This is a genomic window from Rhodococcus sp. NPDC004095 (assembly GCF_053604015.1).
Genome location: NZ_JBSGGS010000006.1, coordinates 91,491 through 115,788, shown reverse-complemented (window position 1 = coordinate 115,788; position 24,298 = coordinate 91,491). Strand labels below are relative to the sequence as shown.

Below are 24,298 nucleotides of genomic sequence, written 5' to 3'. Positions count from 1 at the left end.
GGATTGGAGCACTCCGATGTCCACCGTCCCCCTGCTCGTCGACGCCGACTGGCTCGTCGCCCACCGTTCGGATCAGAACATCCGGATCTACGACGTCAGCATCTCGCACGGGAAGACCCAGGCGGGCGAACCGTTCACCACGTCCGGGCGGGAGACTTACGAGGCGGAGCACATCCCCGGCGCCGCGCACGCCGACGTGTTCGGCGACCTCGCCGACACGCAGTCACCGTATGCCTTCACCAGCCTCGACCACGACACCTTCGCGCAGCGGGCCGGTGCCCTCGGCATCGGACCGGACACCCATGTCGTTCTCTACGACCAGGGCGGGAACCTGTGGGCGACCCGGCTGTGGTGGAACCTGCGGCTGGAGGGCTTCGACCGGGTATCGGTCCTCGACGGCGGTCTCGGTGCCTGGAAGGCCGCAGGGCACGAGATCGAGCAGGGCGGGAGCAACACCTACCCGGCAGCAGCCTTCTCCGGTGAGCGCCGGCCCGAACTGCTCGCGACGAAGGAGAGCATCCTCGCCGGGATCGGTAACCCGGCCGGCGTCCTGGTGAACTCGCTGGAGCCGCAGACGTTCCGGGGCGAGGTGGACACCTACGGGTACGGGCGTCCGGGCCGGATCCCGGACAGCGTCAACGTCTTCTTCGGCGACCTGGTCACCGAGGACGGCAGGGTCGGCGGGCTGGAGCTGGTCCGGCCGCTGTTCGCCGAGGCGGGTGCGCTCGACGAGGACAAGTCGGTGGTCACCTACTGCGGTGGCGGCATTGCCGCGACCTTCCTCGCCTTCCAGCTCGCCCGGCTCGGCCGCGAGGACGTCGCCGTCTACGACGGGTCGATGAACGAGTGGGTGTCCGACGAGTCGCTGCCCCTCGAGGTCGGTGAGCCGACCGCCTGAATCGGCGAAGGGCGCGGACAGCAGTGGGGCGGACCGTCACGGTCCGCCCCACTGCCGTATTCGCAGGGCACGGACACAATGCGAGGAGCTCCCCGGGATGCGGTGCACACCCGGGGAGCTCAGTGCTGTCTCCGGCGTCCCCGCGAGAGCTGCTGACAAAAATCGATTGACGTCAGCTGTCATTCGCTGTAACGTCAGTCACAGGCCGCGAGAAGAACACCTCCGGTCAGAGTCTTCAGGTCGCCCGGGTTCGGGCGACATCTCTCCACGGCAACGACCGCTGTGGCTCACCATGCACTCCCTTTCACACAAGGAGCTCGTATGAAACTCAACGGCAAGGTCGCTCTCATCACCGGCGCGGGGTCCGGGCTCGGACGGCGGTCTTCGCAGCTGTTCGCCTCCGAGGGCGCCACGATCGCCGTCGTCGACATCGATGCCGAACGGGCCAAGGGCACGGTCGCGCTCGTCGAGGAACAGGGCGGTACCGCGATCGCGATCACGGCGGACGTCCGGAGCGAGAAGCAGGTCGCCGACGCCGTCGCGACGACCGTCGACGCTTTCGGTACCGTCGACATCGCATTTGCCAACGCCGGCGTCGTTTCTCGCGGCGGAGTGCCGTCCGTGGCCGGAGGAGAGCAGGTCGACTTCGAGGACCTCACCGACGCCGACTGGCAGGATGTGGTCGGCGTGAACCTCTCCGGTGTCTTCTACACCGCGAAGGCCGTCGTTCCCACGATGCGCAAGCAGGGTGGCGGCGTCATCCTCGCGACCTCGTCGGCCGCGTCCCTGGTGGCCTACCACAGCATCGCGATGTATTCGGCGACGAAAGCCGGCGTGAACGGGCTCGTTCGCGGGCTGAGCCTGGACCTGGGCAAGTACGGCATTCGCGTCAATGCCATCGCGCCCACCCACGGCATGTCGCCGAACTTCCTCGCGCCGGAGGGCACTCCGGTCGTCGGGAAGTCCTACGAGGAGGTCGCCGGCCCCTGGGATCCGGGAGTCTCGCCGATCCCGCTCAAGCTTGGCCGTCCGCCGTCACTCGACGACAACGCCCGAGCGGCCCTGTTCATGGTGTCGGACGACTCTGCCTACATGTCGGGTGTCGTGCTGCCGACCACCGACGGCGGAACACTGTCCCGCGTCGGCATGTGGTTCCCGGAGGATCTGGAACCCTCGACGGACGGCCACGGCGCATGACCGCAACGACCGCCGCCTCGTCCGGCCACAGCAGCGAAAGCGGGACAGGATTACGCCTGAACGTCGATCGTTCCGCCTGCGCCGGTCACGGCCTGTGTTACGGCGGGTATCCCGAGGTGCTCGATTGCGACGATCAGGGTGATCCCGTGATTCTGCGCGATCCGCTCGACACCGCAGCCGAGATCGACGCCGCCCGGGCCGCCGTGCAGGTGTGTCCGGAACGTGCCCTCACCGTCGAATCCGTCTGATCAGAAACAGTTCCGAGGAAGGAACGACATGACCACCACCACTCTGGACGACGCGCCCAGCGATCTCGTCGTCGACTTCGACATCTACGACCCGGCCCTGACCGCGCCGGTCGACACGATCCAGGATCGCGTCGCCGAGCTTGCAGGCAAGGGCCCGGTCGTGTACTCCACCGCTCACGGTGGGCACTGGATCGTCACGCACTACAAGGAGATTCACGAGGTCCTGCGCGATCCGGAGACCTTCTCGAGCTACCCGAACAACCTCGTCACCGGGCCGGGCGGCATGGGCAAGTTCATTCCGATCGAGCTCGACCCGCCGGAGCACACCGGCTACCGACTCGCCCTGCAGCCGCTGTTCTCCCCCAACCGGATGAAGGCGCTGACCGAGCAGATCCGGGATCTGGTCAACGAGCTGATCGACGGCTTCGCCGCGAAGGGTGAAGCGGAGTTCATCAGCGAGTTCGCGCACGAGCTGCCCACCCGCGTGTTCCTGGCGCTGATGGACTGGCCGGTCGAGGACGCCCCGATGTTCACCGCGGCAACGGACACCATCCTCGTCGGCAAACCCGGTGGAACCGAGGAAGAGTCGCAGCAGGCTCGGGCCATGGCCGGCTTCGAGATGCTGGGCTACTTCCAGAAGATCGTCGACGAGCGGCGGAAGAATCCGGGTGACGACGTCACCTCGGCGCTGATCCACACTGAGGTCGAGCTCGAGGACGGCAAGCGGCTGCTGACCGACGAGGAACTCAACCGGATGTTCTTCCTGCTCCTCATTGCCGGGCTGCACACGGTGCAGGGCTCTCTCGCCTGGGCCGTCATCCATCTCTACAACAACCCGGAGCAGCGCGCGGAGCTGATCGAGAACGACGATCTGATCGCGAGTGCGGTCGAGGAGATCCTCCGAATCGAGGCGGCGGTCGTGCCGGGGCGGTGTGCCACCCGCGACGTCGAACTCGGCGGCGTCCAGATCAAGGCGGGTGACCAGCTCATCCTGATGCTGTGCTCCGCCAATCGGGACGAGGGCGAGTTCGATGACCCGAACGACCTTCAGCTGGAACGGCATCCGAATCGGCACCTCTCTTTCGGCTCGGGCGCGCACCGCTGCCTCGGATCGCACCTCGCGCGGATCGAACTGTCCATCGCTCTCGAGGAACTGCACCGGCGGATCCCGGACTACCGCCTCGTGGAGGCGGATCCGCCGATCCTGCACGGCAGCCAGGTGCGTGGCTGCGCGCGCCTTCCGATCCAGTTCACACCGGCGGTGTGAGCGAGCCTGCCCGGCAGGAGAAGACCAGCATCGCAGGGTAGGGGTCGGCAGAGGGGGCCGGACGCCACCCGGGTGTCCCGGTGCGGCCGCAAGGGGGCGGCCACGCCGGGACACTCCTATGGGGTGGATGCGGCCGAGATACGCTGCGCCCGTGCCTCCTACGGCGCCGAGGGTGCAGTTGTCCCTGGTACCCTTTCCAGAGCCGCATGGCAGTGTCGAACCGGTGAAGTGGAGGGTCGAATGGCGCGCAGGCGCGTCGGCGTCCTGGGTGAGAGCGTGGACGATGCGCGTGCCCAGATCTTCACCGCGGCCGAGTCCGTCTTCCAGCGCTACGGAATCGTCAAGGCCACGATGGGCGACGTCGCCAAGGAGGTGGGCGTGTCGAGGCCGACGGTCTACCGCTACTTCCGGGACCGGGACACGCTGATCTCGGCCATCGTGGAGGCGCGGTCGCGCCGGCTGTTCGACACGGCGCGTGCGTTTCTCCGCGAGCGGCCGACGTTCGGCGAGCAGGTCGTGGACGGAATCGTGCACCTCGTGGACCGTGGCCGGCGCGACCCGATCATGCGGTTGCTGGTCACCCCCGAACACATGGACACCGCCACCGCCCTCCTCGGCACGTCGGGTCTCGCGACCCGGCTGAACACCGAGATGTGGTCACCGCTCATCGACGAGGCCCGCGACCGGGGCGAGATCCGACCCGGAACGACGGACGAGGAGATCTGCGACTGGATCACGATGGTGCAGCTGATCCTGATGGGGCGTAATGACTTCGGTGACAGTGACGATCCGGAGCATCGGCGCATGCTCACCCGGTTCCTGCTGCCCGCGATCGTCCGTGAGCCGGCACGCACGAGTGCCGGCCCGGCTGCGGTGTGCGGTTGAGGGCACCGTGGAATCGGTCGCCGCTCCCCGGCTCCGGCCGGTCGCCGTTTCGGTGACGACTCGTCTCGACCGGAGGTGACGGAGATGGCACGACGACGGGCGGTGAGCGTCCTCGGCACGGACGCGGACGAAGCGCGCACACGGATTCTCGATGCCGCCGAGGCGGCATTCGAGCGGTACGGCGTGGTCAAGTCGACGATGGACGACATCGCCAAGGAGGCGGGCGTCTCCCGCCCCGCCCTCTATCGATACTTTCGTGACCGTGACGCCCTCGTCTCGGCGCTCATCGCGGCCCGGTCCCGGCGCCTGTTCGCGGAGACGCACGCCTTCCTCGCCGGCTGCGACGGCCTCTCCGAGCAACTCGTCGAGGGGCTCGCCCAACTCGTCGACCGCGGGCGCAGGGACCCGCTCATCCGCCTGATCGTCGGCCCGGAACAACTGGGCTGGGACACCGCGTTGACCGGCAGCTCGGGACTGGCGGCGCAACTGACACACGAAATGTGGGCGCCGGTACTCGATGCCGCCCGTGAGCGCGGCGAGATCCGTCCCGGCCTGACCAACCGCGAGATCACCGAGTGGATCGTCGTCGTCGAACTGATCCTGGTGGGGCGCATGGATTTCGGTGCCGCGAGTGACCCCGACCATCGACGCATGCTGGCCAAGCTGCTGCTCCCCGGCATCGTGGCAGATCCGGCACCTCGGGGGCCGGAACCGGGCGCGTGACGGTCGGCCGGGCCGACCCGCGCGCCCGGCGATGTGCTTGTTGCGTGTCCCGCATCACATGCCGTAACGTATGACACAGATTGTTATTTGTAAACCTGTTGTCGGGGCAGGTTCGGGGCCGTGAACGGCTCCGCAAAGACACGCATGTCCACCAGATTCTCCGAGTGCACACCGAGTTCTCCCCGCGGCGTTCAGCCGGCGAATACGAGATCCGGGCAACAACGTCAGGAGCGACCATGGCGCACGTGATCACCCAACCGTGCTGCAACGACGCGAGTTGCGTCGCGGTATGTCCCGTCGACTGCATCCATCCGTCCCCGCGCGAGCGTGCATTCGTCCGAACAGAGATGCTGTTCATCGACCCGGACGCGTGCATCGACTGCGGCGCATGCGTGGACGAGTGCCCCGTGGACGCGATCGTGCCGCCCGAGGACGTCACGCCCGCACTCGAACCCTTCGTCGCGATCAACGCGGCCTACTACTCGGATCTGCCCGGGTCGGCCGCACCGGATGTCGTCGAACCCGTGACCGTGGCCGCGACGAGCGGCCCACTCCGGGTCGCCGTCGTGGGAAGCGGCCCGTCGGCCTGCTACGTCGTGGACGCGCTGAACACGATCCGAGGACTCGACGTCGAGATCACCGTCCTCGAACGGTTGCCCGCGCCCGGAGGGCTCGTCCGCTACGGAGTCGCACCCGACCACGCCGCCACCAAGAGCATCGCGACGTTGTTCGGCCGTACCCTCGGCAAGCGCGGATGCACCGTGCACCTGAACACCGAAGTGGGCGTGCACGTCACGCATGACGAGGTGTTGCGTCATCATCACGCCGTTGTGTACGCATCGGGTGCGAACGGAGATCGCCCGCTCGGTGTTCCGGGGGAAGGCCTTCCCGGCAGCGTCTCCGCGCGCGACTTCGTTCTCTGGTACAACGGCCATCCCGATCATGCCGATGCCACCTTCGATCTGTCCGGGGAGCGCGCGGTGGTGGTGGGCAACGGCAACGTCGCCCTGGACGTCGCGCGGGTGCTCGCCGGTGACGTGGCCAGGCTGATCGGCACGGACATCGCCGCCCACGCCCTCGAGGCCCTTGCGGCGAGCCGCATCCGGGAAGTGGTCGTGCTGGGCCGGCGAGGTCCCGAGCACGCGGCCTTCAGCACTCCCGAGTTGCTGGGCCTGGGCAACCTCGCCGGGGTCGATGTCACGGCCTCGCACTCGTTCGAGTCCGCTCACGCGAACGACGAGCTCACCAGGATCCGCGCGTCCGTCCTGAACCGCTACGCGGCGGCACAGCCGACTCCAGGCAACCGCCGGATTCACTTGCAGTTCTTCGGATCACCGACCGGGATTCTCGGCGACATCCGTACGGAGGGCCTCCGCATCGATGTCAACGAACGAACCGCCGAGGGCGGGATCTCGGCGTCCGGCCGCAGCGAGACCGTTCCCGCCGATCTGGTGATCAGGTCCGTGGGATTCATGGGCAGGCCCGTCGAGGGATTGCCCTTCGACCACGCTCGTGGGGTGCTGCCCAACCGCAACGGAGCCGTCGTCGATCCCGACTCCGGCGTACAGGTGCGTGGGGTGTACACGGCCGGCTGGCTCAAGCGTGGGCCGAGTGGTGTGATCGGATCGAATCGCGCCTGCTCGGAAGCCACCGCGGTGCAGATCGTGGCTGACTTCGCATCCGGCAAACTGGCTGTGCCGGAAGGAACTTCCGAACAGTTCGCCGACCTGGTGGAGCAACGGCAACCCGAGAGGCTGGACCTCGCCGGCTGGAAGCGTCTGGATTCCCACGAGCGGAAAGCGGGACGGAAGGTGGGACGCCCTCGCCTCAAGGCCGTCGATCGCTCGGAGATGGTCGACATCGCTCTCGGTCGACAGGCTTCACCGATCGGCTGAGGCTGCCGGCGCCCCAGTGCGCCGCGCGTGATGAACGGGGCGACTTCGTGTTGCCCGACAACGTCCTCGGGGGGACGAACGGTGACGGAGAGGCCGTGAGACGGCGTCCGTGACCGTGCTGGTGCATGTCACAGGGACCGTTTCGCTCGAGGCTCTGCTGGCGTGCACGTATGTCCACATGAATCGAATGTGTTGTGCACAAGGGTTGACGGGGTGGGAAGGAGCTTTTGAGTGGGTATCGAAGTTGCTGTGGAGGGTCTGACCAAGTCATTCGGCTCCCAGCAGATCTGGCGAGACGTGACGATGACGTTGCCCGCTGGTGAGGTGAGTGCGCTCCTCGGACCATCGGGCACGGGAAAGTCGGTCTTCCTCAAGTCGCTGATCGGCCTGCTCCGACCAGAGCAGGGATCCATCGTGATCGACGGCGTGGACATCATGACGTGTTCGGCCAAGGAACTGTACGAGATTCGCAAGTTGTTCGGGGTGCTGTTCCAGGACGGCGCGCTGTTCGGATCGATGAACCTGTACGACAACGTGGCATTCCCGTTGCGGGAGCACACGCGCAAGTCCGAGTCCGAGGTCCGGAAGATCGTGATGGAGAAGCTCGAACTCGTCGGTCTCCTCGGGGCGGAGGACAAGCTTCCCGGTGAGATCTCCGGCGGCATGCGCAAGCGCGCCGGGCTGGCGCGGGCACTGGTCCTCGAGCCGCAGATCATTCTGGTGGACGAGCCCGACTCGGGCCTCGATCCCGTTCGTACGACCTATATCTCGCAGACATTGATCGATATCAACGCCGAGATCGACGCGACGATCCTCATCGTCTCGCACAACATCAACCTGGCCCGGACGGTGCCGGACAACATCGGAATGCTGTTCCGGCGTGAGCTGGTGATGTTCGGACCCCGTGAGGTGCTGCTGACGTCGGACGAGCCTGTGGTCAAGCAGTTCCTGGGCGGAGCGATGATCGGTCCGATCGGGATGTCCGAGGAGAAGGACGAGGCGCAGATGGCGCACGAGCAGGCGCTGGTCGATGCCGGTCACCACGCGGGCGGCGTCGACGGACTGGACGGAATCGTGCCGCAGATGAGGGCGACTCCGGGTATGCCGGAGCGTCGCGCGGTAGCCCGGCGGCGGATGCGGGTTCGGCGAATTCTGCACACCCTTCCAGCTCGAGCACAGCGCGCAATCCGTGACGACCTCGAGGACGACATGCCCACGCAACGCCTGGAGGTGGTGGCCCGATGAGGATCCAGTTGACGTCACCCGCCCCGGCCACCGTGCCGGAGGAGCCGCGGAGGCAGAGCGGTGTCCGGCAGCGGGCCGGGGCGGTACTCGCCTGGCTGAGCGCGTACCTCCGGGTCAGGCCGGCACAGAGCCTCGCCACGATCGGGCGGTCCGCTCGACTCGCCGGCAACGTGATCCGGTACTGCGTGACCGATACCGTCACCGGTCGTCTGCCGGTGGGGGAGGTCGTCGAGCAGATGTGGAAGTTGCTCAAGGTGACCGCCCTGCCTGCACTGCTGATGGCGGTGCCGATCGGTGCCGAGGTGTCCGTCCAGGTCGGCGGCATCATGAACCAGGTCGGTGCGAACTCGCTCGCGGGCGCCGCGAGTGGTCTCGGTGTCGTGGGGCAGGGTGCGCCGATGGCGGCAGGCCTGCTGATGAGTGGCGCCGCGGCCTCGGCCATCGCGTCGGACCTGGGTGCCCGCTCCATCCGCGAGGAGATCGAGGCGATCCGCGTGATGGGTATCGACCCGGTTCAGCGGCTCGTCGTGCCCCGCTTCATCGCGATGATCCTCATAGCACCGATGCTGTGCATCATCATCATCGCGGCCGGTGTCGCTGCGGGCCTGCTGATCTCGGCCAACGTCAACGACGTCGTGCCCGGTAGCTTCTGGCAGTCGTTCGGCGCCTTCGCCACCCCGACCGATCTCGCGTTCTCGGTGCTCAAGTCCCTGCTGTTTGCGGCGACCGTGGTGATCATCGCGAGTCTGCGTGGCCTCGAGGCCAAGGGAGGCCCGACCGGTGTGGCCAACGCGGTCAACGCCTCCGTGGTGCTCAGCGTCTTCTGCATCTTCGCCACGAACCTGCTCGTGAGCCAGCTGCAGATGATGTTCTTCCCGGCGAGGCTGGCGTGATGGCGACCCGGACACCCGCGCACCGCGGGTCGCCGGTGGCGTCACTGGTCACCACGGTGACCGGCCCGCTCCGGAACGTGGCCGCGGAACTCGGCCAGATCACCCTCTTCGTCGGCAAGACGATCGGCCTGCTGCCCAAGACCGTTCGGCACTACCGGAAGCAGACCGTCACGACCATGAACAACATGGCCTGGGGCAACGGCTCGCTCGTCGTCGACGGCGGCGTGATCAGCCTGATGTTCTTCCTGGGCATCGCGGTCGGCGCGGTGGTGGCGATCCAGGCGTTCATGGCGTTCGACCTGCTCGGCTTCGGCGCGCTGACCGGCATCATCGGATCCTTCGGCAACGTCCGGGTCATCGCGCCCATCATCACCGGTATCGGGTTCGCCGCGCAGGCGGGCTGCCGAATGACGGCGGAGATCGGTGCGATGCGGATCTCCGAGGAGATCGACGCCACCGAATCGATCGGCCTGCAGGCCATTCCGTTCGTCGTCGGCACTCGGCTGATCGGCAGCATGCTGGTGGTGCTGCCCGGATACCTGATGGCGCTGATGGTGAGCTTCGTGACCGGCGGAATCGTCGTCAAAACCTTCCACGATCAGCCGTCCGGCACATACGACCACTACTTCGGGCAGTTCCTGACGATTCCCGACCTGGTGGCATCGGTGGCGAAGGTGCTGATCTTCTGTGGTGTCGTCACGCTGATCCACTGCTACTACGGGTATTTCGCCTCTGGCGGCCCGGCCGGCGTCGGTTCGGCGTCGGGCCGCGCGATCCGAGCCAGTCTCGTCGCCATCGTCGTGATGAATTTCGTGATGACGGTCGTGATCTGGGGGCTGAGCCCGGAACTGGTGTTCAAGGGATGAGGGCATGAGCATTTCGAGGAGTCAAGACTTTATCCGCGGTTCCGCCGAGCATCAGTCACGTCTGCTGAGCGGAACCGGTGTGGGAGTGTTCGCGCTCGCGTGCGCGGCTGCGATCGCCGGGGTCACGCTGTATCCCCGCCTGACGGCGCCGGAGGGCGTCGAGGTCGGTCTCGAGGTTCCGTACGTGGGGCCCGGTGTCGCGGCAGGGACGAAGGTCGTCCTGCACGGGCAGACGGTGGGCCGTGTCATCGAGCTCGACCGCACCGCCTCCGATTCGGTCCGGATGCAGCTGGTCCTGGATGAGGGCCAGATCGACGGACTGACCGATACATTCGAGGTCGACTACCGTCCCGAGAACTACTTCGGCACCTCCGCGGTGAACCTCGTCGCGATGAACGGGGGCAACGAACTCGAGTCGGGTCTGGAGCTGCAGCGGACGCCGCGCGGTGACTTCACGATGTCGACCATGATCGAGCAGGGATCCTCCACGATCGACGGCACGCTCACCAGCGACATGATCAGGTCGCTGGACAAGTCGGTGCACTACCTCGGCGGGGTCACACCGTGGGTGGAAACCGGTGTACTGCTCGCCGACCGCGTTGCCAAGACCCAGTACGCACTGCCGACCGACCTGCTGGCCAGGTTCGACGACATACTCGAAGCCGCACCGGAATTCAGTGACCAGGCAATCCGATCGCTGATGAACATCTATGACAGCCCGTCCTACAATCGCCTGCCCGACGGCTCCGTCGGCGTCGACGAGGGCGTCTTCGACGAGTCCGACGCCGGCCTCGCGCTCGCGGGCGACCAGCTGTTCGGCCAGGCCGGCGCCCTACTGGCGTCACACGGTGACGATCTCACCCCGCTCATCCAGTCGGTCACCGAACTCTCGGACGTCTTCCCGCATCTGAGCAGCGGAGGATTGACCCCGGAGTCGGCGCGCGACGTGGTCCGCGCACTGGACTCGGCCTTCGTCGACGTCCCGGGCGGGAAGCGTCTGCGTCTGCGCGTCGTGCTCGACGCCTTTCCCTCGATGAACGCCGCGCTCGGTCTCGGGCCCGCGGTGTCCGCGGAAGGAGGTGTGCGATGACCTCGCGTGGGGCGCTTGTCGCAACGGTCGTGAAACTTGCGGTGGCCGTGGTGGTCTCGGTCTTCCTGTTCGTCCTGGTGATCGCCGCGATGCGTAGCCCGGTCTCCGGGGAGACCCGGAGTTACACGGCGGAGTTCTCCGACGTCTCGGGTCTGGGGGACAATGGCGACATCCGCACCCGTGGTGTCCGGATCGGCAAGGTCGAGTCGATCGAGCTCGTGCGCCGCGACACCGGGACGATCGCCGAAGTTCGGTTCTCCATGGAGAAGCCCTACGAGCTGACCGGGGACACGGTGCTGTCGGTCAAGTACCAGAACCTCACCGGTGTCCGGTACATCGACGCCGACTTCGGTGACGGGTCCGCGCCGGCCACCTCGCGCCTCGGTCTCGACGGCACCAGGCCGTCCTTCGACATCACCGAGCTGTTCAACGGGCTGCAGCCGGTGCTCGCGACGATGAGCACCGAGGACATCAACCGGTTCTCGGAGAACGCGATCGCCGTCCTCCAGGGCGACGGCGGGGGACTGGAACCGATGCTCGCCGACGCCAAGAAGCTGGCCGACCTCGCCTCCAGCCGGGAACAGGTGATCTCGACGCTCACCGCCAACCTGGCACGCATCTCCGACACGATGGGCGGCCGCTCCGGCGCGGTGGTCGAGTTCATCCGCTCGGTCGACTACCCGATATCCAGCGCCATGACCGTGATCGACGAGTTCGCGAAGACCGCGAGTTACGGCCCGTACTTCCTCACGCCCATCAAGAGGCTGCTCGACGCGTATCACCTCGAACCGGGCGTGAACGTGGAGGACCAGGTCGCTCAGGTGTTCGGCTCGATCGAGGAGGCCGCGCAGGCGTTCCGTCTGCTCCCGGCGTCCATCGCGGGTATGCAGATGCCGGCGAGCGAGGGGGCGCACGGGTGTGCGAACGGTGTCGCCCAACTCCCCACCGACGTCGAGGTTCTACTCAATGGCAGTGAGGTGGTCGTATGCAGCGCCCGATGAACACCCGCACTCCACGCGGCCGGTTCGGTCGGCTGTTCTCCTGGTTCGACAACGATCTTCGGATCGGTGCCGCGGTCGCCGTTCTCGTCGCCGCGGCGCTCGTCGCCACCGCGGTGCTGTACCTGCGTCCGCCGGGACGGACCAAGGTCTCGTTCGAGACCACGGACGTGTCCGCGATATCCGTGGGCCAGGACGTCCGGGTCGCGGGAATCTCGGTCGGCTCGGTGTCGGACATGACGCTCGGCGCGGACTCGGTGCGCGTGACGATGGACATCGAGAAGGACGTCGTGGTCGGAGCGGACTCCCGCATCGACGTGCGCATGCTCACCCCGGTCGGGGGATACGCGATCACCATCGTCCCGGTCGGTGACGCCCCCGTGGGGGACAATCCGATTCCGGTGGGACAGGTGTCGGTGCCCTACTCGATCGGGGACGTCCTGCAGGCCGCTCCGAACGTCACCGACAACGTCGACGGCGGCACCGTCGACGCGAATCTCGCGCAGGTTGCCCAGGCGCTGCAGTCGAATCCGGACTCGGTCGGCTCGGTCATCTCCGGAATGTCCTCCATCGCACGGGTGATGGATCAGCAGCGCGAGCAGGTCCGGACCATCACCGCACTCGCGTCGGAGTATCTGAACACCTTCGATGCCAACCGCGACATGATCTTCGACGTGGTCCGGAAGATGGACATCGTGTTGTCCACCTACAACACCAATCATGCGGGCTTCAACGAGGCGTACCGGTTGCTCGGATATGTGCTGATGACCGTGTCGCCGTACGCGGAGTACTACCTCGACCACAGCGAGGATCTGGCCGGCGGGATCGCGCAGGTGCGGGCGACCATCGAGGAGTTCAACGCGACGATGGGCCCGTCGATCGACGCACTGACCGCGGCGCGGGACCAATTGGCCAACTGGCTCACCCCGGAGGGGATGGCCACGATCGGCGGAGGAACGCTCATGGCATCCGACATCTGCATGCCCGTCCCCGGACGGAGCTGCTGACGTGACCAACGTGAAGAAGTGGACGGCCGTCTCGGTGGTGACCGTCGCCGCCCTCGGCATCGGCACCGGCGTCACCACGGCCTCGGCCGACTCGGGGGCCGAGCCCGCGACGTACTGCGCGCAGTTGCCCGATTCGGTCGGTCTCTACACCGGTAACCCGTTGACCCAGATGGGGTTCGAGGTCGGAACGATCGACACGATCGTGGAGAAGGGTGACCACGTGGAGATCACCTTCACCACGAAGGTCGGCCGGAAGTTTCCGGCGGACGTGAAGGCGGTGACGCGGTCGAAGTCGATTCTGGCGGACCGGAGCCTGGAACTGGTCGGAAATTACACCAGCGGGCCCGTGCTCGAACCCGGGTCGTGCATTCCCCTCGAACAGGGGTACACGCCGAAGACCATCTCCGAGGTGGTCGGGTCCGCGGCGGACTTCCTCAAGGCGTTGTCCCCAGACGGCAGCGACACCGTCGCAGGTGCGATCGCGGGAGTCTCGGAGGCACTTCGATGGCAGGGCGAGCCGGCCAGGGAGATGATGCGGAGTGCGGCCGGCGCAATGGAGGACCCCGACACGCTGATCGCGAACATCGGGTCCGCGATCGGTGCCATGGCCCCGTTGAACGAGCAGGCGCTCGCCGACTGGGGTGCCATCACGTCGATCGCGAGCCAGCTGCCCGACATCGCCACCGCAGGCATCGACCTGTTCCCCGGCACCATCGACGTCTGTGTCGGCATCGGCTGGGTCGTTGCACTGCTCTACGACATCCAGACGCGCTATGGAGGCGACATCTGGCCGTTTGTACACGGACAGGTGGCCGACGCGATCGCTCTCGCGGCCGGACGTGCGGGCGACCTGTCCGGCCTGGCCGGATCGATTCCGTCGTTCACCGCCGCGCTCGACGAGCAGGCGAGCGGGACGAACGGCCTGACGATTCGGTACACGCCGCCGACGGTCGAGATCGGTGACGGGGCCCGGATCGATCCGGCGAACCTGCTGGGTGAGGTCCTCGGGACGGGAGCGGGACGGTGACCAGGAGACGTGAAGTGGCCCGGAGAGTGCAGCTGGCGGCGGCACTGATGCTCGTTCTGACTGCATCGGCATGTTCGCTCCGCCCCGAGGACCTTCCCTCGGTTCGCGGCGGAATCGGCAGCGGCTACGAGATCTCGCTCGAGTTCGAGAGCGCGCTGAACCTGCCCGCCGGCGCGGACGTGATCATGGACGGACTCCGGGTCGGAGAGGTTCGTGACGTCGCCGTCGAGGGCAACGGAGTCGCCGTCACGGCAGGCATCCGGGACGACACCCGGATCCCGGTGAGCATCCACGCGATCGTCCGGCAGAACACCCTCCTGGGCGACACATACGTCGCGTTGGTCCGTGATCCCGCCTCCCAGGTGACGGCCCATCTGTCCGACGGCGATTCGGTGCCGCTGGAGCGCACCGTCTCGCCGCCGCAGATCGAGGACACCATGGCGGTGCTGGCGACGTTCGTGAACGGCGGCAGCATCGCGCGCATCGAGGACGTGATGGCCAGGGTCAACGCCGTGATGCCTGCGGTGCCGGAGATCAGGAGCCTGGCCACGGTGGTCTCGACGGACCTTCGCGACCTCGGTGCCCGCACCGCCGAGATCGATCGCATGCTCGACGGAATGAACGCCACCGCGGTGACTCTGGGCGAGAACTCCGAGTCGCTGGCGACGATCTTCGACGGCTCCACCGTCCAGTACTGGCGGCGGCTGGCCGTCGACGTGGTCTCGCACATCGGGCAGATCCTGCCGTCCGTCGGCAGTCTCTACGCCGGCGGCCTCTGGCTCGTCCCCATGTTCGAGTCCCTGGCCGACACGACGGACACCTCCCTGAGCGGTGCCCCGTCGGCGGCCACACAACTGTCCGAGTTCCTTCGAACGACGCTGGTGCCGTTCGCGAGCAATCCGTCCGTCGACGTCGTCTCGGTCGAGACCTCGGACGGCGGCCGGTCGCTGGCCGACGCGGAGAACATCCTGCGCATGTTGGGAGCTGTGAAATGAGCAGGAAGACGGTTCTGTCCGTCCTCGGGATGGTCGCGATCGGCGCGCTGTCCTTCACGTACATGTTCCAGTCGGGCCTGCGCACCGGCGTGGCGGAGAAGGTGAACACCGCCACCGTGGGGATTCCCGACACCAACGGTCTCGTGGTCGGCGCCCGGGTCCTGCTGCGGGGAGTGGAGATCGGCGAGATCACCGACATCACCTCATCGGCGAACTCCGTCGACGTGGCGTGGAAGTACGACCGCGACCATCCCATTCCGGTGGACAGCACATTCCGGGTCGACAACCTCTCCGCACTCGGCGAACCCGTGCTCGGGGTCTGGCCGAGGTCGGCGGGTGCCCCGTACCTCCCGGACGCCGCGGTGGTCGCACCCGACCGGGTGGTGGTCCCGACGACCTTCGAGGAACTCTCGGAGCGCCTGACGAACCTGCTCACCCAGGTGGAGCCGGAGGCGGTCGGCCAGATCTTCCGCACCCTCGACGTGGCTCTGCCCGACGACCCGCGTGTGTACAGCGACATCAACGGGGCGGGGCAGAAGCTGGCCGACACCCTCACCCAGCGCTCCGACAGCCTCACCACGGTTCTGCGGACACTGCAGCCCCTGCTGCTCGAGAGCGGCCCGATCCCGCAGGGCATGCTCGAGGCGGCACCGCACCTCGCCGCTTTCGGGTCCGGATTCCAGGATCTGCTCACCGGCATCAGGTTCGCGGCCGATCGCGGTCCGCTCAACGCGGGCATCGCTCACGGCGCCAGCCCGTTCATCGGTGAACTCCAGACGTTCCTCGACGAAACCGCGTCCGATCTCAACCTCCTCGGAGTGAACCTGCTCCCGGCGGTGACCGAGGCGGCGAACGCCATCCGCTCGGTCGACATCGGACGGCTCCTCCAGAACGTCCTCGCCTCGACGGAATCCGGCGACGCGCTGACCGTGCACGTCACACCGGACGGCAACTGACCCCGCCGCACGGACACCGTGCGCGCAGACCCCACGACAACGGAAGGAAACGAGGCCACCATGTCGAACACCTCGCTGCTGCAGGACCAGGACCGGATCGACGAGGACGGCTCGGGCTCGCGGCCGTCCGCCGACGATCACGCACGCAACAACCGGTACCCGACACGGGCGATCGCAACGGGCGTCCTCGGCGCCGTCGCCGTGGCGGCGATCGGTTTCGGAGGCTGGAAGCTCTACGACACCTCCACCGAGCTCGACGCGATGCGCGCCGACGCGGACGCGCGCGCACACGCCGAACAGGTGGCGCTCGACTACGCGACAGGGGCGGCCCGGATGGACTTCCAGGACCTCGCCGGCTGGAAGCAGCGGCTCACCGCGGGCACGGCTCCCGAGCTGGAACAGCGGCTCACGCAGGCGTCGACGTCGATGGAGCAGATCATCGTTCCCCTGCAGTGGAACTCCGCCGCGCAGCCGATCACGGCCAAGGCCGAGGCGACCGGCGACGGCATCTACACCGTCGACTGCTTCGTCAGCGTGTTCACGTCGAACGCGCAGGCGCCCGAGGGGATCCAGTCGACGGCGACCTATCAGCTGACCATCGACAGCACGCAAGACTGGAAGATCACCGAGATCAGCGGTGTCGGACCCGATCTGGGCACGACCGGCGCGACACCGAAATGACGGGCGGTACACCCGCTCCCTGAGGGACGGACCGCGACAAGCGGCGGGGTGGACCGTGATGGTCCACCCCGCCGCTGTCGTTCGCCATGTTCGTCCTTCGGGAGCCGCTCAGCTCTTCATGAGATCGCGGTGGATGATCTCCTTCATGATCTCGTTGGTGCCGCCGTAGATTCGCTGGATGCGGTGGTCGAGATAGGCCTTCGCGACCGGGTATTCCATCATGTAGCCGTAACCGCCGTGGTACTGGACGCCGGCGTCGACGACCTGGCCCTGCAGTTCGGTCGCCCACAGCTTCGCCTTGGAGGCGTCCACCGCGGTCAGGGCACCCTTGTTGTATTCACGGATGCAGCGGTCGATGTAGCTCCGCGAGACCTCGATCGCGGTGCGCAGCTTCGCGAGATCGAAACCCATTCCCTGGAACTCGCCGATCCGCTTACCGAAGGCGGTCCGCTCCTTCACGTAGTCCATCGTCCACCCGAACACGGCCTCCGCCGAGACCTGCGCTGCGATACCGATGCCGAGACGCTCCAGCGGCAGCGACTGCATCAGGTACGCGAACCCGGCTCCTCGTTCGCCGAGGAGGTTCGCGGCCGGCACCCGCACGTTGTCGAAGAAGAGTTCAGCGGTGTCCTGCGCGTGCAGGCCCACCTTGTCCAGCTTGCGGCCGCGGCTGAAGCCCTCGGCCCCTTCCTCCACGACGAAGAGGCTGAAGCCCTTCGAACCGTCGTCGGGATCGGTCTTGGCGAAGACGATCACCAGGTCGGCGAGGATGCCGCTGGTGATGAAGGTCTTGGCGCCGTTCACAATCCACTCGTCACCGTCGAGAACCGCGGTGGTGGTGATCGCCCGCAGGTCGCTGCCCGCCCCGGGCTCGCTCATCGCGATCGCGCCGATCGTCCGGCCGGTCACGAACCCCGGCAGCCAGCGGCGCCGCTGCTCGTCGTTCGCATGGCGCAGAAGGTAGTTCAGCACGATGTCGTCGTTGGTGGAGAACCCGGACTGCAGCGCGGACGCACCGACCCGGGCGATCTCCTCCTGGATGACGACCCGGTAGCGGTAGTCCGTCTCACCGGGGCCGCCGAACTCCTCCGGCACGGTCAGCCCGAGCAGCCCCAGGCTGCCTGCGGCGAGCCAGGTGTCGCGATCGATCAGCCGATCGGCGTCCCACTTCTCGAGGTTGGGGACGACGTGCTTGTCGACGAAACCCCGGACCGAGTCGCGGAACAGTTCGTGGTCGTTTTCGAAGAGATCGCTCTCCACGTGAGCCTCCTACGGTCGGGACGCTCGAAGGCGCCCCGCCTTGGTGTTCGGTGTCAGTTCTCGCTGACGAGCTTCTGGATTTCCCGGCGGAAGACCTGGTTGGCGACCTCGTTGCGACCCAGGAGCATGTTGCCGGCGTTGGCGCTGGCCATGGCTCGTTGCGAGTCGCGCAGGATGGGGAAGTCCTCGTTGTGCAGGACCGCGACCAGAATCTCGACGTTCTTGTCCCAGAGCCGGTTCCAGCGCTCCTCGGCCAATCCGCTCTCCTCGACCGTCGGGCAGATCAGGCGGATCTCCATGCGGCACTGCTGCGGGTCGCTGGGATGCGGACGGAAGGTGAGCAACTGGAAGTGATCGGGCTGGCGGAGCAGGGTGCTGTTGGGCCCGATGAAGTAGGTTTCGGTGGTGTGCTCGGCCAGGCTGCGGTCGCCGGGGTCCTCCTCGATCCACCGGTCGATCGTCTTGCGCAGGTTCATGAACCGGCAGTGGTGTCCGAAGTCCTCGAAGGACATCACGTTGGTGTGAATGTGCTTGGCGGCGGTGTTCGGGTGCGCGTACTGGATGTGGTAGCCGTCGAGGAACGCGTCCTGCATCAGCTTCCAGTTGACCGGCTCCTCGAACACCTTGACACGGGTGGTCACCTTCGAGCCGAGCTCCTGCGAGGCCAGGATGGCGTCCATGTCCGGGCCGAGCCAGTCGGCGACGTCGATGGTCGCGGAGGCATCGTCGACGACCCAGATGAATCCGTGCCGTTCCTCGGTGGGCAGCTGCACGAGGTTGCGCTCGGAGCGGTCGGCCTCACCGAACGTGTTGTCACGGGTGATCGTGCGCAGCGTTCCGTCGGTGTCGTACGACCAGCGGTGGTACGGGCAGGAGAACAGGCGGCACCGACCCTTCTCCTCCTTCTCGACCATGGCGCCGCGGTGGCGGCACTGATTCACCAGGGTCTTGACGCTGCCGTCACGCTGGCGGACGACGATGACGTTGTTCCGCGGCAGCTGGAGTGTGAAGAAGTCGCCCGCGCGGGGGATCTCGGAGCCGTGGGCGACGATGGTCGGAACCCGGCCGAAGACGCGATCACGCTCGCGCTTGGCGATCTCCGGATCGGTGAACTCGACGGGTTCGAACCAGGTGATGTGCTCGAACTCGTCGGTGGTGTCGTTGCGCAGGTGCTCCAGTGCCCGCCGAATGCGTTCCTCACGGGGTGCTCCGACCTCGGTCATCGCTTCGCCTCCTGTCGTTGGTCGCCGGCCCGGGTGGAGTCCAGGGACGTGCCCATCGTGTCGATGGCGTTAAATCTAATTCATGTAGGTTTAGGTGTAAAGCCTCGGCTGCCGGTTCACCCTTGCGGCATTAACCGACAGTCATTAGATTGACACCAATCCGCTCGACGAGGAGTGAGGATGATCGCTTATCAGTGGTGCGAGGCGCTGAGCCCGGACGATCGGGGCGAGGTGCTCGAGCTCGTCCGGATCGCGGCCGAGTACGACGACGAGGCCGGATTCTCGGCGATCGCCGAGTCGGACGTCGTCGACAGGGATGGTCGGAGCGCGGAGTCGGATTCGTCTTCTGCCGACGGTGCTCGCGTGCTGCACCTTCCGATCAAGGCTCGGCGCGGCCTAGCCACCGGGCCGGACGTGCCATGGATGCTGGTTGCCTACCTGCACCTCGCCGTCGGGTCCGACGGTCTCGGCGTGGCGCAGTTCGTCGTCCACCCGGACTACCGGTCCCGGGGAATCGCGACCCAGCTCGTCGAGGAGCTCGGCCTCGACGTCGACGCGGAGGGCGGGTGGGCTGGCACCGGGGCGCGGGCGCTGCGGGCATGGGCCTACGGCAGCCATCCGGCGACCGAACGGTTGACCGCGAGGTTCGGGGTGCCTGCGGTGAGCCGGCTGTGGACTCTGCTGCGCCACCTGTCCGGGCCGTGGGCCGAGCCGCTCCCGGAACTGGAATCGCCGGAGGCGTACCGGATCGTCCCGTCCCGCCCGGTCGCCGACCCCGACGTCACGTCCGCGGTTGACGCGATCCTGGTGGATGCGTCGCTTCCGGCGCAACATCGCGAAAATCTCTCTGTTTCAGCGACTTCGGGTCAGGCGATGACTGCCATCGACGAGGCGGGGCGACCCGTGGGCGTCGCGTGCTACGACCCCACCCTCCGTATCCGGGAGGAGCTGCGCGCCGCCTGGGTCGGGGCGCTTGTCGTCACGACGGCCGCCCGCGGAGCCGGGCTCGGTTCCGTCCTGCTCGTGCGGGCACTCGAGGCCCTGCGCGAGGCCGGCGCGCAGGTCGCCTTGCTGCGCATCGACCCCGATGACGAACGGGCCCTGCGCATGTGCCGGCTGCTGTCGTTCGAGCAGGACGAGGCGCACGCGTGTTTCCAGGTGGGTCGCTGGTCGCAGCCGGTCGAGTTTCATCGGTGATACGTAGAACAAAATACGATCTTTGTCTTGACGTCACCACCTGCTGTCGGTAGCGTGCTGTGTCGGGGGTCACACACAGGGCGCAGGTTCGCCCGGCCCGCCAGCCGGGCGTCGTCCGCCCCCACTCGACATCCGCCCGCAGATCCTCGTCCGCCGGCGTCAGATACCCGAATTACCCAGTGAGAGAGGGATACACATGAAGAGGCTCGAGGGTAAGGTCGCATTCATCACCGGCGTGGCGCGCGGGCAGGGTCGTGCGCACGCGGTCCGGCTCGCGGAGGAGGGCGCCGCGATCATCGGGATGGACATCTGCGCGCAGATCCCGACCGTGTTCTACCCGATGGCCACCGAGGAGGATCTCGCCGAGACCGAGCGGCTCGTCAAGGAGGCCGGCGGCCGGATCGTCACCACCGTCGGTGACGTGCGCAAGCGTGAGGACGTGCAGCGCGCGTACGACGCCGGCGTCGAACAGTTCGGGTTCGTCGACATCGTGGTCCCGAACGCCGGCATCATGCCGGTCATCGACCAGGGCGCCGAGCCCCAGGCGTGGCACGATGCCGTCGACACGATGCTCACGGGCGTCTGGCACGTGCTCGAGGTGACCGTGCCCGGCATGATCGAGCGCGGCGAGGGTGGATCCGTCGCGATCACGAGCTCTGCCGCCGGTCTGACGAGCATCGGCCTCAACACCTTCCCCGGTCAGGCCGGTTACTCGGCTGCGAAGCACGGTGTCGTCGGTCTGATGCGGCTGTACTCGAAGCAGCTGGCCAAGCACTTCATCAGGGTCAACACGATCCACCCGACCGGCGTGAACACCCCGATGGTCGCCAACGCGGAGTACGGCGCGTTCGTGAACTCGCACCCCGAGGTGGCGAACGACGACGCATACAAGAACCCGATGCCGGTCGAGCTGATCGAGGCGGTCGACATCAGCAACGCGATCGTCTTCCTCGCCTCCGACGAGGCCCGCTACATCACCGGAGTCACCCTGCCCGTCGACGCCGGCTACAACAACCGCTGAGAGGCAACAGATGACCATCACCGACACCACCCCCTCGGCGCCCACGGTCGCCGACCGCGAGCAGGTCTTCATCGGCGGCCGCTGGGTCGATTCGACCGGCGACGAGTGGATCGACCTGATCGACCCCTGGAGCGAGCAGCGTGCCGCCCGGATCCGCAGTGCGACAACAGAAGACGTCGCCCGTGCCGTTGCCGCCGCGCGCGCGTCCTTCGACGACGGCGCGTGGGCGGGCAGGTCGATGGCCGAGCGTGCCGACGTGATCGACGAGATCGCCACCCGGCTCGAGCGCCGCCTCGAGGAGCTGACCGCGATCGGCGTCATCGAGGTCGGGATCCCGGTCAGCGTCAGTGCCGGTACCCAGCAGATGACCGCAGGCCTGTTCCAGGCGGTCGCGAACGAGGCACGCGCGTTCGAGGTCCGGGAAGACCGGACCCGGGCGGACGGGGGAATCTCACGAATCCTCAAGGAGCCCACCGGAGTCGTCGCCGCGATCATTCCGTGGAACGGACCGATCGGCACCATCGCGTTCAAGATCGCCCCGGCGCTCGCGGCCGGTTGTTCGGTGATCCTCAAGGGTGCACCGGACGCCCCGCTGTCGCCGGCCGTGTTCGCCGACGTGATCGCCGAACTGGTCGACGAGGGCCGCATTCCGGAGGGGGTGGTCAGCGTCCTGATCGCCGACCGCGAGGTGTCCGAGACGTTGGTGACCAACCCCGACGTCGACCACATCACCTTCACCGGTTCCACCGTCGCCGGCCGCCGCATCGCGGAGCTCGCGAGCCAGCGCATCGCACGAGTCTCCCTGGAGCTCGGCGGCAAGTCGGCCGCGATCATCCTCGACGACGCCGACCTGAACCACGTGCTGCAGTCGCTGCCCATGGGCGGCTGCATGCAGTCCGGGCAGGCCTGCATCGCGCTGACCCGCGTGCTCGTCTCCCGCAAGCGGCACGACGAGGTGGTCGAGGCTCTCAAGGCGGCGTACGGCTCGCTGCCGATCGGCAATCCCTGGGAGCCGACGAACTTCCTCGGCCCCCTGGCGGGGGAGCGGCACCGCGACCGCGTGCAGGGCTACATCGCCACGGCCGAGGCCGAGGGTGCGACGGTCGTGCTGGGCGGCGGCGCCCCCGAAGGCGTCGACCAGGGGTTCTTCGTCGCTCCGACCCTGATCGACGGGGTGCGCAACGACATGAGGATCGCGCAGGAAGAGGTGTTCGGTCCGGTCATCGCGCTGATCACCTACGAGGACGAGGACGAGGCGGTCGCGATCGCGAACGACTCGATCTACGGGCTTTCCGGTGCGGTGTACACGGAGGATCTGGACCGCGGGTACGCCCTGGCGCAGCGGATCCGGACCGGGACGATCAGCGTCAACGGCGCCGTCATCGACTTCACCGTTCCGTTCGGCGGATACAAGCAGTCCGGCGTCGGCCGTGAGGGCGGCGTCGAGGGTCTCGAGGAGTTCTTCGAGACCAAGACCGTGCACATGCCGGCTTAGGGCATGTCTCCCAATCCCCGTTTCGGCACACCCGGGAGGGATTAGGAGACACGCCCTGGCCGGCCGGCGATCGAAACAGGCGGTGCCCCGGAACATTTGGTTCCGGGGCACCGCTTGTGGCCGTTCCGCTGCTATTTTGAGGGGGTCGCACGGCATGGACGTGCGCGGGAGCCTAGGCGGGAACAGTGAACAACACCGATGGCGTCGGAGCGGTCGACACCGGTGACGGCGTGGCCGAACGTGGTGTCGCGAACGTGACGACCACGATCGTGCGGCGGATTCGGGCGGGCCGCGACGACGAGTTCGCCGACTGGATCCAGAGCGGCCTCGGCCTTGCTCGGATCTTCCCCGGCTTCCTCGGCGGAGGGTGGCTCAAGGAGAGCAGCGTCTCGGATGTGTGCGTGATCGTGCTTCGATTCGAAACGCAAGATGCCCTTGACAACTGGCTCCGCTCGGCGCTGCGCGGCGGGTGGCTCCGCACCGGCGAGAACATTGCCGAGGAACTGCCGAACGACCGCGCCACGACGGCCGTCGACCTCTTCGAGCGCCCCTAGGCCGATCGGGTGCCGGCGTCGGTTTCGTTCCGCATGACGCCGTACAGGAAACTGCGGACCATCTCCTCGTACAGCTTCTTCGACGTCAACTCGTTTTCGGCCAGTGCGTGCGCCAGGGTGGGCTGCGATTCGGGGTCGACGTTCGGGAAGATCGTCGTCCGCGTGCTGGGTCCGCGTACGGCCTCCGTGAGCGCCGCGCCGAGGGAGAGGCGTTCCATCCCGTCGAGGATCTGTACGTGCAGCCGGGCGGGGACTCCCGAGGCTTCCAGGAACCGGGCCGTCTCCTCGTAGCTGCCGATGAGCAGGTCGCGGGGCAGGTACTGCAGCAGGATCGGCGCCGCATTTCGGTGCTTGAGGATCGACTGCCGGAAGTTCAGTGCGAGAGACACGAAGAACTCCGGCCAGTCCGGACCCGGCTTGCGGCGCGGGATCGAGCCGGCGCCGGCGATCTGCCGGGCCACGGCCGAGAGGATCTCCGACTTGTCGGAGAAGTGGTGGTAGAGGGACGGTGCCCGGACGCCGAGGTGCTTGGCCAAACGCGGCAGGCTGAACGCCTCGAGCCCCTCCGTGTCGATGATCTCGATGGATGCTGCGACCGCGGAGGCGCGACTGATCAGCGGTTTCGACGGTCGTGGCATCTCGGGCTTTCCGCTCGGTGTCGCCGGGTCGGGCACCCG

Annotated in this window: 24 protein-coding genes; 21 read left to right on the top strand and 3 right to left on the bottom strand. The window is 67.2% G+C overall.

What is annotated here, in order from left to right; genetic code table 11:
- The first annotated feature begins 16 nt into the window (after positions 1-16).
- From ACWEPG_RS13600 to ACWEPG_RS13520, 17 genes are all read left to right on the top strand, one after another.
- Entirely contained in the window at positions 17-898 is an 882-nt protein-coding gene (locus ACWEPG_RS13600) for a sulfurtransferase (protein ID WP_452594579.1), read from the top strand.
- A 321-nt stretch (positions 899-1,219) separates the two neighbouring features.
- Positions 1,220-2,095, top strand: a complete 876-nt coding sequence (locus tag ACWEPG_RS13595) for an SDR family NAD(P)-dependent oxidoreductase (protein WP_452594578.1) — start codon at positions 1,220-1,222, stop codon at positions 2,093-2,095.
- Positions 2,092-2,343, top strand: coding sequence for a ferredoxin (locus ACWEPG_RS13590; RefSeq protein WP_450112575.1), 252 nt, complete (start codon positions 2,092-2,094; stop codon positions 2,341-2,343). Before ACWEPG_RS13595 ends, ACWEPG_RS13590 begins: the two co-directional genes overlap by 4 nt.
- Before the next feature lie 28 nt (positions 2,344-2,371).
- On the top strand, positions 2,372-3,610 hold the full coding sequence (locus tag ACWEPG_RS13585) for a cytochrome P450 (protein WP_345348481.1): 1,239 nt from the start codon (positions 2,372-2,374) through the stop codon (positions 3,608-3,610).
- Between the two features lie 240 nt (positions 3,611-3,850).
- Positions 3,851-4,495, top strand: a complete 645-nt coding sequence (locus ACWEPG_RS13580) for a TetR/AcrR family transcriptional regulator (RefSeq protein ID WP_450112576.1) — start codon at positions 3,851-3,853, stop codon at positions 4,493-4,495.
- An 84-nt stretch (positions 4,496-4,579) separates the two neighbouring features.
- Positions 4,580-5,218, top strand: coding sequence for a TetR/AcrR family transcriptional regulator (locus ACWEPG_RS13575; protein ID WP_450112577.1), 639 nt, complete (start codon positions 4,580-4,582; stop codon positions 5,216-5,218).
- Positions 5,219-5,454: 236 nt separating this feature from the next.
- Complete coding sequence (locus tag ACWEPG_RS13570; RefSeq protein WP_452594577.1) at positions 5,455-7,113, top strand: FAD-dependent oxidoreductase; 1,659 nt, start codon at positions 5,455-5,457, stop codon at positions 7,111-7,113.
- A 231-nt stretch (positions 7,114-7,344) separates the two neighbouring features.
- On the top strand, positions 7,345-8,358 hold the full coding sequence (locus ACWEPG_RS13565; protein ID WP_450112579.1) for an ABC transporter ATP-binding protein: 1,014 nt from the start codon (positions 7,345-7,347) through the stop codon (positions 8,356-8,358).
- On the top strand, positions 8,355-9,251 hold the full coding sequence (locus ACWEPG_RS13560) for an ABC transporter permease (protein WP_450112580.1): 897 nt from the start codon (positions 8,355-8,357) through the stop codon (positions 9,249-9,251). Before ACWEPG_RS13565 ends, ACWEPG_RS13560 begins: the two co-directional genes overlap by 4 nt.
- Positions 9,251-10,117 carry an MlaE family ABC transporter permease gene (locus tag ACWEPG_RS13555; protein WP_450112581.1) on the top strand — a complete coding sequence of 289 codons (867 nt, stop codon included), beginning with the start codon at positions 9,251-9,253 and terminating at the stop codon, positions 10,115-10,117. The genes ACWEPG_RS13560 and ACWEPG_RS13555 overlap by 1 nt, the downstream gene beginning before the upstream one ends.
- A gap of 79 nt (positions 10,118-10,196) precedes the next feature.
- On the top strand, positions 10,197-11,207 hold the full coding sequence (locus ACWEPG_RS13550) for an Mce family protein (protein WP_450112582.1): 1,011 nt from the start codon (positions 10,197-10,199) through the stop codon (positions 11,205-11,207).
- On the top strand, positions 11,204-12,208 hold the full coding sequence (locus tag ACWEPG_RS13545; protein ID WP_450112583.1) for an MlaD family protein: 1,005 nt from the start codon (positions 11,204-11,206) through the stop codon (positions 12,206-12,208). The genes ACWEPG_RS13550 and ACWEPG_RS13545 overlap by 4 nt, the downstream gene beginning before the upstream one ends.
- Positions 12,205-13,212, top strand: coding sequence for an MlaD family protein (locus tag ACWEPG_RS13540; RefSeq protein WP_452594576.1), 1,008 nt, complete (start codon positions 12,205-12,207; stop codon positions 13,210-13,212). The genes ACWEPG_RS13545 and ACWEPG_RS13540 overlap by 4 nt, the downstream gene beginning before the upstream one ends.
- A 1-nt stretch (position 13,213) precedes the next feature.
- Entirely contained in the window at positions 13,214-14,239 is a 1,026-nt protein-coding gene (locus ACWEPG_RS13535) for an MlaD family protein (RefSeq protein WP_452594575.1), read from the top strand.
- Between the two features lie 14 nt (positions 14,240-14,253).
- Positions 14,254-15,234, top strand: a complete 981-nt coding sequence (locus ACWEPG_RS13530) for an MlaD family protein (RefSeq protein ID WP_450112586.1) — start codon at positions 14,254-14,256, stop codon at positions 15,232-15,234.
- Positions 15,231-16,190: an MlaD family protein gene (locus ACWEPG_RS13525; protein WP_450112587.1), complete on the top strand. Its 960-nt coding sequence runs from the start codon at positions 15,231-15,233 to the stop codon at positions 16,188-16,190. The genes ACWEPG_RS13530 and ACWEPG_RS13525 overlap by 4 nt, the downstream gene beginning before the upstream one ends.
- A gap of 60 nt (positions 16,191-16,250) precedes the next feature.
- Positions 16,251-16,871 carry a hypothetical protein gene (locus tag ACWEPG_RS13520; protein WP_452594574.1) on the top strand — a complete coding sequence of 207 codons (621 nt, stop codon included), beginning with the start codon at positions 16,251-16,253 and terminating at the stop codon, positions 16,869-16,871.
- Positions 16,872-16,979: 108 nt separating this feature from the next.
- On the opposite strand, the gene ACWEPG_RS13515 is transcribed toward ACWEPG_RS13520, so the two are convergent.
- Both ACWEPG_RS13515 and ACWEPG_RS13510 read right to left on the bottom strand, forming a co-directional pair.
- The gene (locus ACWEPG_RS13515) at positions 16,980-18,131 is read right to left on the bottom strand and encodes an acyl-CoA dehydrogenase family protein (protein ID WP_450112589.1); all 1,152 of its coding nucleotides are present in this window, start codon (positions 18,129-18,131) and stop codon (positions 16,980-16,982) included.
- 53 nt (positions 18,132-18,184) lie between these two features.
- A complete protein-coding gene (locus ACWEPG_RS13510; RefSeq protein ID WP_450112590.1) occupies positions 18,185-19,354 on the bottom strand; it encodes an aromatic ring-hydroxylating oxygenase subunit alpha in 1,170 nt (389 codons plus the stop codon).
- Between the two features lie 180 nt (positions 19,355-19,534).
- Between ACWEPG_RS13510 and ACWEPG_RS13505 the strand changes: the two genes are divergently transcribed.
- The 4 genes from ACWEPG_RS13505 (at position 19,535) to ACWEPG_RS13490 (ending at position 23,621) form a co-directional block, all read left to right on the top strand.
- The gene (locus tag ACWEPG_RS13505; protein ID WP_452594573.1) at positions 19,535-20,551 is read left to right on the top strand and encodes a GNAT family N-acetyltransferase; all 1,017 of its coding nucleotides are present in this window, start codon (positions 19,535-19,537) and stop codon (positions 20,549-20,551) included.
- Positions 20,552-20,747: 196 nt separating this feature from the next.
- Positions 20,748-21,572: a mycofactocin-coupled SDR family oxidoreductase gene (locus tag ACWEPG_RS13500; protein ID WP_452594572.1), complete on the top strand. Its 825-nt coding sequence runs from the start codon at positions 20,748-20,750 to the stop codon at positions 21,570-21,572.
- A gap of 10 nt (positions 21,573-21,582) precedes the next feature.
- Positions 21,583-23,067, top strand: coding sequence for an aldehyde dehydrogenase (locus ACWEPG_RS13495; protein WP_452594571.1), 1,485 nt, complete (start codon positions 21,583-21,585; stop codon positions 23,065-23,067).
- Positions 23,068-23,252: 185 nt separating this feature from the next.
- Positions 23,253-23,621: an antibiotic biosynthesis monooxygenase gene (locus ACWEPG_RS13490; protein WP_452594570.1), complete on the top strand. Its 369-nt coding sequence runs from the start codon at positions 23,253-23,255 to the stop codon at positions 23,619-23,621.
- Here the strand turns inward: ACWEPG_RS13490 and ACWEPG_RS13485 are convergent.
- Positions 23,618-24,259 (bottom strand): TetR family transcriptional regulator, encoded by a 642-nt coding sequence (locus ACWEPG_RS13485; RefSeq protein ID WP_450112595.1) that lies wholly within the window; start codon positions 24,257-24,259, stop codon positions 23,618-23,620. The two genes, ACWEPG_RS13490 and ACWEPG_RS13485, sit on opposite strands and share 4 nt — an antisense overlap.
- Positions 24,260-24,298 lie beyond the last annotated feature (39 nt).